The organism is Janthinobacterium sp. SUN120, from assembly GCF_030397735.1.
GTDB classification, from domain to species: domain Bacteria; phylum Pseudomonadota; class Gammaproteobacteria; order Burkholderiales; family Burkholderiaceae_D; genus Janthinobacterium; species Janthinobacterium kumbetense.
Map to the genome: position 1 here is coordinate 271,539 of NZ_JAPUBW010000001.1, position 12,269 is coordinate 283,807.

A 12,269-nucleotide genomic window follows, 5' to 3' on the forward strand; every position below is an offset into this window, starting at 1 on the left:
CGGGCTAGCCGGCCCGTGCGGCAGCCTCCCTGGCAGGCGGCTGCAGATCCATATTGGCTTCGAACAGGGCCGTGATCCAGCCCGCAAACGCCTGCAGCTTGGGCGTGGCCAGCCGGCCTTGCGGCGTCAGCAGGGACATGGGCATGGGCGTCGGCGGGTGATCCGCCAGCACGGCCACCAGGGCGCCGCTGTCGAGGTGCGCGCGCACCTGGTACACGGCCGCCTGCGCCAGTCCCAGTCCCTGCAGCGCGCAAGCGACGCTGGCGTCGGCATCGTTGACGGCGATGGGGCCGGCCATCTGTACGCGCACCACTTCCTTGCCTTGCAGGAAATCCCAGTCGAAGGCGCGTCCCGTGCGGCCCGAGTAATGCATGATGCCCCGGTGCGCGGCCAGGTCCGCCAGGGTGTGCGGCGTGCCGTGCCGCGCCAGGTAGGCGGGCGAGGCGCACGTGACGAAGCGCATCAGGCCGACCTGTTTGCCGATGAAGGCGGAATCCTGCAAGGTGCCCACGCGCAAGGCGCAATCGATGCCTTCCTGCGTCAGGTCGACCAGGCGGTCAGTCAGGCTCAGCTGCAGTTGCACGTCCGGCCAGGCGGCGTGGAATTGCGCGATATGGGGCATGACGAGGCGCCTGCCCACCGTGTTGGGCAGGTTGATGCGCAGCAAGCCGCGGGGTTTTTTCGCGTCCGGGCCGCGGAACGCCAGTTCCGCCGTGTCGACGGCTTTCAAAATATCGAGGCAATGGCGGAAATACTCGGTCCCTTCCGGCGTCAGGGACAAACGGCGCGTGGTGCGCTGCAGCAGTTGCGTGCCCAGGTAGGCTTCCAGCTTTTGCAGGGTGGCCGTCAGCGCGGCGCGCGGCAAATTCAAGGTTTCGGCCGCCTTGGAAAAACTGTTGGCCTCGACGATGCGCACGAAGGTCTGCATGGCCTTGATCTTGTCCATGGGATAGCTTGTCCTTGTATTGTTCATCTTATGTGAAAAGTGTAGGGAGATTATGCCCTAATTATCTTTGCCCCGGTTTTGCCTAGAATGGCCACATCCCTACCGAACCGAGGAAACAACATGAACAAGGCCTCACCTTCTGCTCCCCACGACATTGCGCCCGCCATGGTGCTGCTGCTGGCCATCGCTTCCGGCCTGATCGTCGCCAATCTGTATTACGCGCAAACCCTCGTCGGGCCCATCAGCGCCTCCACGGGCCTGTCGGCCAAGGCGGCCGGGCTGATCGTCACCCTGACGCAAGTCGGCTATACCCTAGGCCTGCTGTTTGTCGTGCCGCTGGGCGACTTGCTGGAAAACCGCCGCCTGATCGTCACTGCCTTGCTGGTGACGGCCACGGCCCTGGTGGCGGCGGCCCTCTCCACGGGTGCCATCGTGTTCCTGGCCGCCGCGCTGGCCATCGGCCTCGGGTCCGTGGCGGCGCAAGTGATCGTGCCGTTTGCCGCCCACCTGTCGCAGGAAGCGACGCGGGGCCAGACGGTGGGCAAGGTGGTCAGCGGCTTGTTGCTGGGCATCATGCTGGCCCGTCCCGTCGCTTCGCTGGTGGCGGCCCATGCGAGCTGGCACGTGGTGTTTGGCGGCGCCGCCGTGCTGATGGTCTTGCTGGCGTTGGTGCTGCGCCGCGCCTTGCCCGTGCGTCAGCCCGTGTCGAGCATGCGCTATCCGGCCTTGATGGCCTCGCTGTGGCATTTGCTGCTGGGCACGCCCGTGCTGCGCCGCCGCGCCGCCTATCATGCGGGCCTGTTCGGCGCCTTCAGCCTGTTCTGGACCGTCACCCCGCTGGTGCTGTCCAGCCCCGCGTTCGGCCTGTCGCAAACGGGCATCGCCATCTTCGCCCTGGTGGGCATGGCGGGCGCCGTCGCTTCGCCCATCGCCGGCCGCCTGGCCGATGCGGGCCACACCTTGCCCGCCACGGCCGCCGCGCTGGCGCTGGGCGTCGTCGCCTTTGCCTTGCCGATGCTGGCGCCCGAGTCGAAACACGTGGCGCTGGGCTTGCTGGTGGTCGCTTCCATCGTGCTCGACATGGGCGTGGCGGCGAATCTGGTGCTGGGCCAGCGTGCCATCTTCAGCCTGGGCGCGGAAGTGCGGGGCCGCCTGAACGGCCTGTATTTCGCCTTGTTCTTCGCCGGCGGCGCAGCCGGCTCGGCCATCGGCGCCTGGGTGTATGCCAGCTATGGCTGGCAAGCAACTTTGCTGACCGGCATGGCGTTTCCGGGCCTGGCCCTGCTGGTATGGCTGGGAGAATTTCTGCCGCTGGCCGCGCGCCGCACGGCTTGAAACCCTGATGGCGGCTCGTTATCACTAGCGGCTATTTCTATCATCATGAAGATAAAGTGGCGTGATATGCCGCGATGCCGCAAGATGCACTTGTCTCCTCTATCTCCTCCAAGGAAATAGATTCAGCCCGCTTCCGTAGCGGGCTTTTTTTTTGTCTTTGCAGATTAAATCACCACCAGATCGAGCGCGCGCATGAAGTTCGCCGCCTGCGCATGCGTGATGACGGCGCCTTTCAGCAAGGACGCTTCGCTCAATTTGAACCCGTCGATATCGGCGCCGCGCAAGTCCGCGCCCTGGAACTTCGCCAGTTTGATGGTGGCGTTGCGCAGGCTGCCCCCTTCGAAGATGGCGTCGCGGAAGTCGCAGCCGGCCAGGTAGGCGTCGGAAAAGTCCAGCTGTTTTAATATTGCCTTGCGGAACGAGAAGCCGCGCAGGTCGGCGCCCACCAGCAGGCTGTCTTCGAAGGTGAGGCCCAGGTGGGCCACTTCCTCGAACGAGGCGCCCGTCAGCTTGCAGCCGCGGTAGGTGGCCGAGGCCAGCTTGGCGCGCCGCCATTTTGTGTTGTTCAGGTCGCAGCCTTCAAACGTGGCGTCGACGGCGTCGACGGATTCGAAATCGGCGCTGCCCGCGCGGCAGCGGCGCCAGGTGCTGCGCGCCAGTTTGCTGGCGAACAAATTGGTTTCGGCAAAGGTGCAGCGCTCGAAGGTACAGCCCTGCAAATCGAGGCGCGACAAGTCTTCGCCGTCGAATGCACAATCGATGAAGTGGCGCACGGGCAGGGCCAGCTGCTGCTCGATGCCGGCGCGGTCCAGGGTCATGTTGCTTACTGCGGTGTCGTGTGTTGCCATCCGTTTTTATTCCTAATCAGAGCAGGGGAGGGATGGCGCGGCGGGAAAATGCACGAACCAGAACACCTCCCCGGCTGGTGTAACAGCCAAGGGTCAGCGCCGTGGGTCCGCGTGAGCGGGAGCATGCCGGACGGTGCCGGGCACTTACCGGGTTACCAACCGGTGCGCTCATTTTCGATCAGCGCGTATTGTAGCTTGTCCGAATCGGCCTTGCCAGTTCTTGCGAAGCCGGGTTAGTATCGTCGCAGGCGCAGCCACTGCGCCAACGTCGCTCGGACGGATCCGGGCGCTTACGTACAGAGATAACCATGACCGATAGCCAAGCTCCGCGCAGCTTTTCGCGCATCAATCGCCTTCCCCCCTACGTTTTCAATATCACCGCCGAACTCAAGATGGCCGCGCGCCGCCGTGGCGAGGACATCATCGACATGTCGATGGGCAATCCCGATGGCGCCACGCCGGCCCACATCGTGGACAAGCTGGTCGAGACGGTGAAACGCCCCGACACGCACGGCTACTCCGCCTCCAAGGGCATTCCGCGGCTGCGCCGCGCGATTGCCCACTGGTACAAGAAGCGCTACGAGGTCGACATCGACCCGGACAGCGAAGCCATCGTCACCATCGGCTCGAAAGAGGGCCTGGCGCACCTGATGCTGGCGACCTTGGACCGTGGCGACACGGTGCTGGTGCCCAATCCCAGCTACCCGATCCACATCTGGGGCGCCGTCATCGCGGGCGCCGATATCCGCTCCGTGCGCATGGGGCCGGGCGTGGATTTCTTTGCCGAACTGGAACGGGCCATCCGCGAAAGCTACCCGAAACCGAAGATGATGGTGCTGGGCTTTCCGTCCAATCCCACGGCGCAATGCGTGGAGCTGGAATTCTTCGAAAGAGTCGTGGCGCTGGCGAAACAGCACAATATCCTGGTGGTGCATGACCTGGCGTATGCCGACATCACCTTCGACGGCTGGAAGGCGCCGTCCATCATGCAGGTGCCGGGCGCGCGCGACGTGGCCGTGGAATTCTTTACCATGTCGAAAAGCTACAACATGGCGGGCTGGCGCATCGGCTTCATGGTGGGCAATGCGGAACTGGTGGCGGCCTTGGCGCGCATCAAGAGCTACCACGACTACGGCAGTTTTACTCCAGTGCAAGTGGCGGCCATCGCCGCGCTGGAAGGTGACCAAAGTTGCGTGACGGAAATCTGCGCCCAGTACCAGCGCCGCCGCGACGTGCTGGTGAAAGGCTTGCATGAGGCGGGCTGGATGGTGGAAAAACCGAAGGCCTCGATGTATATCTGGGCGCATATCCCGCAAGCGTACCGCCACCTCGGTTCGCTGGAATTTGCCAAGCTGCTGCTGCAAAAAGCCAAGGTGAGCGTGTCGCCCGGCATCGGCTTCGGCGAATACGGCGATGAATACGTGCGCTTCGCCCTGATCGAAAACGAGGCGCGCGTCCGGCAAGCGTTGCGCGGCATCAAGAATATGTTGCGTTCCGGCGACGTAAAAACGGAAACGGCCACGTAAAAGTTGCCGCATGGAATTGTCTGTTGCCCCTAATATCACTGCCGCGTATTTCTGACATCACGAATATAAAGTGGTTTTATATGCTGCAACGCGGCATCATTCATTTGTCTCCTCTATCTCCTCCAAGGAAATAGATTCAGCCCGCTCCCGCAGCGGGCTTTTTTTTTGCCTGTCATTCCGCATGGCTATGCGTCGCCGGCACCCGTAAACCGCCGCACCGCCACCTCCCACTGCTGCATCAGGCTGGCCGCCTGGTCGCGGCCGATGGTGGGCAGGAACGTCCTGTCGGCGCGCCAGTGCGTTGCCAGCTCGTCGACGCCACGGTACTGGCCGATGGCCAGGCCCGCCAGGCAGGCCGCGCCCAGGGCCGTCGTTTCGATCACTTGCGGGCGCACGACGGGGATGCCCAGCAAGTCGGCCTGGAATTGCAGCAGCAGGTTGTTGGCGCAGGCGCCGCCGTCCACGCGCAGCTCCGTGATGGGCGCTTGCGCGTCGCGCGTCATGGCGCCCAGCAGGGCGGCGCTCTGGAAGGCGATCGCTTCGAGCGCGGCGCGGGCGATGTGGCCCACCGTGCTGCCCCGGCTCAGGCCCAGGATGGCGCCTTTCGCCGAGGGCACCCAGTACGGTGCGCCCAGGCCTGTAAACGAGGGCACGAAGACCACGCCGCCGGAATCGGGCACGGAGGCGGCCAGGCCTTCCGCTTCGCCCGCGTGGCCGATGGCACCGAGGCCGTCGCGCAGCCACTGCACCACGGCGCCGCCGATGAAGACGCTGCCTTCGAGCGCATACGCGGGCTGCGCGCCCACTTGGCAGGCGGCCGTGCTGATCAGGCCATGCTGCGATTGCGCACACTGCTCGCCCGTGTTGAGCAGCAAGAAGCAGCCGGTGCCATAGGTATTCTTGGCCATGCCCGGCGTAAAACAGGTCTGGCCGAACAGCGCCGCCTGCTGGTCGCCGGCGATGCCGCCGATGATGACGGGGCTGCCCAGCACCGCCGCATCCGTTTCGCCATACACGTGGCTCGAAGGGTGGACGGTCGGCAGCAGGCTGGCGGGGATGCCTAGCCAGTCGAGCAATTGCGCATCCCAGCAGCCTTCATGCAGGTTCCACAGCATGGTGCGCGAAGCGTTGGTGACGTCGCTCACGTGCAGGCGCCCGCCCGTCATCTGCCACGCCAGCCACGTATCGATGGTGCCGAAGGCCAGTTCGCCGCGCATGGCCCGGGCGCGGGCGCCGGGCACGGCGTCGAGTATCCAGCGCAGCTTGGTGCCGGAAAAATACGGGTCGAGCACCAGGCCCGTCTTTGCGTGGATGGCGCCGGCCAGGCCCCGCGCGCGCAAGTCCTCGCACAGCGCCTCCGTGCGGCGGTCTTGCCAGACGATGGCGTTGTAGACGGGCTCGCCCGTGGCGCGGTCCCACACCACCGTCGTTTCGCGCTGGTTGGTGATGCCCAGCGCACCGAGGGCATCGGCCTGCAAGCCCGTCTTGGCCAGCACTTCGCGGCAGGTAGCCAGCTGGCTGTGCCAGATTTCCATGGGATCGTGTTCGATCCAGCCCGGCTGCGGGAAGATCTGGCGAAATTCGCGCTGCGCCACGGCCACGATGGCGCCCGTTTCATCGAAGACCATGCTGCGCGAGCTGGAGGTGCCCTGGTCGAGGGCCAGCAAATACGTCATGCTGCCACCTCTTGCGCCAGATGGGCGGCCAGCCACTGCTGCAGGCGCGCCACGTCGGCCGGCGCGCAGCGCAAACCCAGTTTGCTGCGGCGCCACAGGATGTCGTCGCTGCTCGTGGCCCATTCCACTTCGACCAGATAGCACGCTTCGGCCTCGTACAGGCCGGGCGCCAGTTGCGCGCCCAGGTCGGCCATCGACGTGGCGCCCGTCAGCAGGCGCGCGGCGCGGCTGCCGTACGCGCGCGCATAGCGGCGCGCCAGCGCGGGCGGCAGCCAGGCGTGGTCGCGCTGGAAGCGGGCGAGGAAACCGTCGAAATCATGGCTGTCCACGAGTTGATTCATCTGCTGCAGGTCGCCGCCGGGCAGGGGCGCATGGGCCGTCCAGGCCGGGGAAGCATTGTCCAGCAGGGGCGCCAGCAGGCCCAGCGCCTCTTCGGCCAGCTTGCGGTAGGTGGTGATCTTGCCGCCCCAGATATTGAGCAGGGGCGCGCCCGTCGCCGCTGCGCCGCGCGCCACTTCCAGCAGGTAGTCGCGCGTGACGGCCGACGCGTTTTGCGCGCTGTCGTCGAGCAGGGGGCGCACGCCGGAATACGTCCACACGACGTCGGCGGGGCCGATTTCGCGCTTGAAATAGCGGTTCGCCGCCTGGCACAGGTAATCGATCTCCGCCTGGCTGATCTTCACCTGGCTCACGTCCCCCTTGTATTCCTCGTCGGTGGTGCCGATCAGGGTAAAGTCATCCTGGTAGGGGATGGCGAAGATGATGCGCTGGTCCGGGTTCTGGAAGATGTAGGCGTTCGGATGGTCGAACAGGCGCGGCACGATGATGTGGCTGCCCTTGATCAGGCGCAACCCCTGCGTCTTGCCGCCGCCGGCCGCGCCTGCAAATTGCGCCGTCCACGGTCCCGCCGCGTTGACGATGGCGCGCGCGCGCAAGGTCTTGCGCTGGCCACCCTCTGCTTGCAGGGTGGCGTGCCAGGCGTCGCCGTCGCGGCGCGCGTCGACGCAGGCCGTGCGCGTGAGGATATGCGCGCCGTGTTCCTGCGCGTCGAGCGCGTTGAGCACCACCAGGCGCGCATCGTCGACCCAGCCGTCGGAATACACGAAGCCCTTGCGGTAGCCGGCCTTCAGCGGCGCGCCCGCCGCATGGCGGTCCAGCGCGATGCCTTGCGAGGCGGGCAGGAAGGCCCGTTTGGCCAGGTGGTCGTACAGGAACAGGCCCGCGCGTATCATCCAGGCGGGGCGCTGGGCGGCGTCGTGCGGCATGACGAAGCGCATCGGCCACATGATGTGCGGCGCGGCGCGCAGCAGCACTTCGCGTTCCTGCAGCGCCTTGCGCACCAGCTTGAATTCATAGTATTCGAGGTAGCGCAGGCCGCCGTGTATCAGCTTGGTGGATGCGGACGAGGTGTGCTGCGCCAGGTCGTGTTGTTCGCACAGCACCACGCGCAAGCCGCGGCCGGCCGCGTCGCGCGCGATGCCGGCGCCATTGATTCCGCCGCCGACGACCAGCAGGTCGAAGTCGGCGGGCAGGGAGGAAAAGCGGGAAGCGGACATGGAAGGTTCGTCTCGTAAAAAAGGGTAAACAGTGAAAAGGCGCCGCCTCAGGCGGCCAGGGCCAGCACGGGCGGCAGCACCAGGGCCAGGCCGGCGACCAGCAGCAGCACGAAGACGGCGCGGCGCACGTGTTCGATGGGCAGGCGCGAAGGGTGGCGGCGCGCCAGCCACGTCAGCCCCGTCACCAGCGGCAAGGCTTCCAGGGTCAGCCACAGTGCCGTCAGGCTGAATTGGCCGTGCGCCAGCACGAGGGCCAGGCGCAGCACGGCATTCGCGGCAAACAGCACGATCAGCGAATGGCGGATCATGTCGGCCGGCCATGGCTGCCGGTACAGGTGGTACACCATGGGCGGGCCGGCGCTGGCGAACAGGCCGCCCATCACGCCGGACACGCCGCTGAAGAACAGGAAGGCGGGCAGGCCGGATTGCCGCGCACGTGCGCTGGCGCGCAGCACCAGCATGCACGCGCAGACGACGATGGCGCAACCGAGCAGGAAGCGCAGCAGGGTCACCTGTTGCGCGCTGAACCAGCCCAGCAGGGCCACGCCCGCGCCCACGCCCAGCTGGCTGACGGCCAGTGCAGGGCCGAATACGGGCCAGGCCAGTTGCGGGCGCGTGCGGCCAAAGGTGATGGCGGCATTCACCAGCACCAGCACGCTGACCACGTTGGCCACGTCGCCCAGGCTGGCCAGGTGCAGCACGGCCGTCAGGCCCAGCAGGATCAGGCCGAAAGCAAAGCCCGTCAAGTTCTGCGCGACGCTGGCCAGCGCCACGCAGGCCAGGAACAGCAAGTGCGAGGCCACGCTCATGCCATGCTCATTTCGCCAGCGACAGGAAGAAATCCTGCTGTGCGCAACCGCGCCGCACGAAGACGGGCGGCTGGCCCAGGGGGGAGTCGACTTCCACGCGCTGGCCGCCTTCGAAGACGGCGCCGCTCCACAGGTGGATCCAGGCGTCGCCCTGCGGCAGGTAGGCGCTCCAGCGCGCAGCACCCGCCGCATGCACGGGCGCCACCAGCAGGTCGGGGCCGAACAGGTACTGGTCCTGGATGGCGTAGGTGGCGCGGTCGTGTTCATAGTGCAGGAACAGGGGGCGCTGCAGCGGCAGGCCGCGCGCCACGGCATCTTCGGCCAGGGCGCGGATGGTGGGCGCCAGCGCCACGTGCAGCCGCGTCATGCGGGCGAAGTGCTGGAACACCTGTTCATCCTGGTAGAACTGGAAGTTTTCGTCCGGGCGGTTGCCTTCGTGCGTGCGCATCATCGACGTGAAGACGGCCATCTCCGTCCAGCGCTGGAACAGTTCGGCCGTGCGCAGGTTGCCGAACAGGCTGGTATAGCCGCCGATGTCGCTGTGGTGGTAGGCGTTGCCCAACAAGCCGGACGACAGGGCGCCGCAAATCACCGTCTGCAAGCCGTCGTGGCGGCTGAAGTCGACCGACTGGTCGCCGGCCCACAGCAGCGGGCAGTGCGCCTGCACGCCCGTGTAGCCGGCGCGCATGAAGAAGGTGGCGTCGCCCGTCTTGCCGGCTGCTTCGATGGCGCGCGCATTGACTTCGGCCCACAGGGTCGGCCAGGCGTTGTGCATCAGGCGCGCATCGACGCCATTGTGCAGGCGCAGGTCGATCGGCAGGTATTCGCCGAAATCGGCCATCCAGCCGGACAGGCCGAAATCGAGCATTTCCTGGCGCAGGATGCGTTCCTCGAACCACAGCGCGGCTGCCGGGTTGGTGAAGTCGACGACGCCGCAATCGAATTCGCCGAAGTCCACCAGGTAGGCGCCGCCATCGGTGGCCGTGGCCAAAAAGCCCTGCTGCAGCGCTTCCTGGTACAGGGTGCCGTCGTTGCATAAATACGGATTGACGTAGCCGAGGAAGCGGATGTCTTGCCTGGCCAGGTCCGCGATCCAGTTTTTCAGGTCCGGATAGCGCTGCGGCTGCCAGCGCCAGTCCCAGAACAGGCGCTTGCCGAACGACGTCTGGCGCAAGCCCACCCAGTCTTCGCACCACAGGGCGCTGACGGGCAAGCCGTGTTCCTGCGCCTGCGCGAGGATGGTGCGCGCATGCTCTTCGCCGCCTTTCAGGCCCAGCATGGCGCCATTTTGCAGCCAGGCGGGCAATTGCGGCTGGCGGCCGAAGCGTTGCGAGACGACGCCGACCAGGTCGACGAAGGAGTCGGCCAGCATGAATTCCAGGCGCTCGGGCATGGCCCAGAATTGCAGCTCGTGGAAGTCCGGCTGGCGGAAATCGAAGTCCGCATACGCCGTCGTCTCGGCATGCAGGCAGTAGCGCTGCGACGAGATGAAGCTCGGTTGCGGATAATTCGTGTGATAGTAGTCGCCGCCCGATTTGGACGTCACGTCCGCCTGCCACGTCAAATGGGTCGACTTGTCGCGGCCCACGCCCGGCTCCGACGTCCACAGGGGGAAGTGGCGGCCGCGCAGGTCGAAGTACGACATTTGCTCGCCGCAGCCCCATACATGCTCGTCCTGTTCCGCGGGCAGGCGCAGCCACAGCCGGTTCCAGCCCTGCGCCGCGTAGCGCACCACCAGGTGCACGCCATGCGGCGTCGCTTGCACGGCCAGCACCAGCTGCGGCGTGTCTCCCGCATGGCGCGCAAAGCTCAGGGTGGCGCCGTCGCCGTCCTGCGTGACGGCCAGCGCGCGCAGGGCGCTGCGCTCCTCGACGTAATCTTCGATGGCGAAGTTACCTCGGTACATTTCCATGCTTTCGCGGCCCTGGCCGACGAACACGCATGGCGCATCGGCGCCGTGGCGCAGCAGCAAGCGGCCGGCGCAGCGCAGGGCGACGCTGTCATTTTCCTGGTGTAGTGTGTACTGCATGACGATCAACTCCTGTGAAAACCGGCCGCCCGCATGGTGGGCGTGGGGCGGGCCGGCGGTGCATCAACAAATAAGCACTAAATTAAAAGACGAGGAACATGCCGGCGGTCAGCTCGACGGGGCTGTAGCCGAAGTAGTTATTGTCCCCCCGGAACTGCAATACGCCCAGCTTGGCATGGCTGTTGTTGGCGATGCGCGTGGCGTACGCGTAGAACGACAAGGTCGGCTGGAAGTTGTACAGGTAGCCCAGCGAGTAGGCCGTCGACGTGGGCTTGCCCACGCCATCGCCCGTGTTCGTGCCGAAAGCGCCTTTGGCGTTGGCGCCGTCATAGCTGATGTGCGCCAGGCTGCCCTCGATGCGGTGTTTGCCGAGGTCGTAGGCGCCCGAGACGCCGAAGGCGTCGGCCGCATAGCCGCCCGCGTTTGACACGCGATAGGAGGTGTAGGAGCCGCCCAAGGTAAAATCGTTCCACTTGTAGCGCGCGCCGACGATGTCCGTGACCTGGTTGCGCTTGAGGAAGTTCGGCGTGCCGCCCGTGCTGATGTCGTTGCTCTGCTGGTAATCCATGTGCGCGTAGCCGAGGAACAGGTCGCCCTTCTTGTACAGCACGTTGGCGGCCCAGCTGCGGCCATCGTTTTCCAGGTCGGTGGCGGAAGACGCCTGCTGGCCGGCCGAATACGAGACTTCCGCAGAAATGTTGTTCCAGGTGGGGCTGCGGTAGCGCAGCGCATTGCCGTAGAACAAGGCCGTGCCCGAGTTGTTGCCGGCCAAACTCGTCGTCTTGCTGGCGTTGTTTGTCACGGGGTCTTTCAGGTAGCGGCCCAGCGACTCCGGGCGGGTGAGCGAGAACAGGGCGCTGAAGTCGTTGGCGCCGTAATTGTGCGCCGAGGCCAGGTCGGCGCCCAGCGAGACCCAGAACGGCGCCATGTACATGGTGCCGCCTTCGATCGAGCCCCAGGTGGTCGAGGCAAAGCCGACGGTGGAGCCCCGGTTGAACAGCACGGATGAGGTGGTGTTGTTTTGCGTGCCGCCGCCAGCATTGCCGTTGAACAAGTTCAAGCCCGTCTCGACGCCGAAGATGGCCTTGTACTCGTCGCTGAAGACCCAGGCGCCCGTGAGGCCCAGGCGGCTGGCCATCTCGCCCTGGTTCAGGCGGTGGTTGGTCAGCTGGCGCCCGCTGGCATCCTTGCCGCGCGACACCGTATAGCCGATGTCGCCACGGCCGTACAGTTTCCAGTTGAAGCCGGTGGCGGGCTGCATGGGGGCCGCCGCCGACGTTGTCGGTGCGGCCGCCATCGCCGCCGCCGGTGCGGGCTGGGCCGCTTTCGCTTCCATCTGCGCCACCCGGTCCTGCAACTGCGCCAGCATGGCCTTCATGTCGCTGAGCTCGTCAGCGTGTGCGTTAGCGCTAACAAATGGTGCCGAGAGAAGCACGCCGGTGATGGCCGCAGCCAGGGTGGTTTTGCGTAAAGTCGTTTGCATGATCTTGTCTCCTGTGTTTTTTATGAGTATGGTTGCTGATCCCTGCCTTGCTTACATTGAA

9 protein-coding genes are annotated in these 12,269 nt (G+C 65.8%); 2 read left to right on the forward strand and 7 right to left on the reverse strand.

The window, feature by feature from the left end; translation table 11 throughout:
- Positions 1 to 4: 4 nt before the first annotated feature.
- Positions 5 to 946, reverse strand: a complete 942-nt coding sequence (locus O0879_RS01175; RefSeq protein ID WP_289914284.1) for a LysR family transcriptional regulator — start codon at positions 944 to 946, stop codon at positions 5 to 7.
- Positions 947 to 1,066: 120 nt separating this feature from the next.
- Between O0879_RS01175 and O0879_RS01180 the strand changes: the two genes are divergently transcribed.
- The gene (locus O0879_RS01180) at positions 1,067 to 2,281 is read left to right on the forward strand and encodes an MFS transporter (RefSeq protein WP_251348267.1); all 1,215 of its coding nucleotides are present in this window, start codon (positions 1,067 to 1,069) and stop codon (positions 2,279 to 2,281) included.
- Positions 2,282 to 2,445: 164 nt separating this feature from the next.
- On the opposite strand, the gene O0879_RS01185 is transcribed toward O0879_RS01180, so the two are convergent.
- Entirely contained in the window at positions 2,446 to 3,129 is a 684-nt protein-coding gene (locus tag O0879_RS01185; RefSeq protein WP_289914285.1) for a pentapeptide repeat-containing protein, read from the reverse strand.
- A 308-nt stretch (positions 3,130 to 3,437) separates the two neighbouring features.
- On the opposite strand from O0879_RS01185, the gene alaC reads away from it, so the two are divergent.
- Positions 3,438 to 4,655, forward strand: a complete 1,218-nt coding sequence (gene alaC / locus O0879_RS01190) for an alanine transaminase (protein ID WP_289914286.1) — start codon at positions 3,438 to 3,440, stop codon at positions 4,653 to 4,655.
- A 185-nt stretch (positions 4,656 to 4,840) separates the two neighbouring features.
- On the opposite strand, the gene glpK is transcribed toward alaC, so the two are convergent.
- From glpK to O0879_RS01215, 5 genes are all read right to left on the reverse strand, one after another.
- Complete coding sequence (glpK, locus tag O0879_RS01195; protein ID WP_289914288.1) at positions 4,841 to 6,331, reverse strand: glycerol kinase GlpK; 1,491 nt, start codon at positions 6,329 to 6,331, stop codon at positions 4,841 to 4,843.
- On the reverse strand, positions 6,328 to 7,887 hold the full coding sequence (glpD, locus tag O0879_RS01200) for a glycerol-3-phosphate dehydrogenase (RefSeq protein WP_289914289.1): 1,560 nt from the start codon (positions 7,885 to 7,887) through the stop codon (positions 6,328 to 6,330). The genes glpK and glpD overlap by 4 nt, the downstream gene beginning before the upstream one ends.
- 47 nt (positions 7,888 to 7,934) lie before the next feature.
- Positions 7,935 to 8,696 carry a TSUP family transporter gene (locus O0879_RS01205; protein ID WP_289914290.1) on the reverse strand — a complete coding sequence of 254 codons (762 nt, stop codon included), beginning with the start codon at positions 8,694 to 8,696 and terminating at the stop codon, positions 7,935 to 7,937.
- Between the two features lie 7 nt (positions 8,697 to 8,703).
- On the reverse strand, positions 8,704 to 10,725 hold the full coding sequence (locus O0879_RS01210; protein WP_289914291.1) for an alpha-glucosidase: 2,022 nt from the start codon (positions 10,723 to 10,725) through the stop codon (positions 8,704 to 8,706).
- 82 nt (positions 10,726 to 10,807) lie between these two features.
- Positions 10,808 to 12,208: a porin gene (locus O0879_RS01215; RefSeq protein WP_289914292.1), complete on the reverse strand. Its 1,401-nt coding sequence runs from the start codon at positions 12,206 to 12,208 to the stop codon at positions 10,808 to 10,810.
- Positions 12,209 to 12,269: the final 61 nt, after the last annotated feature.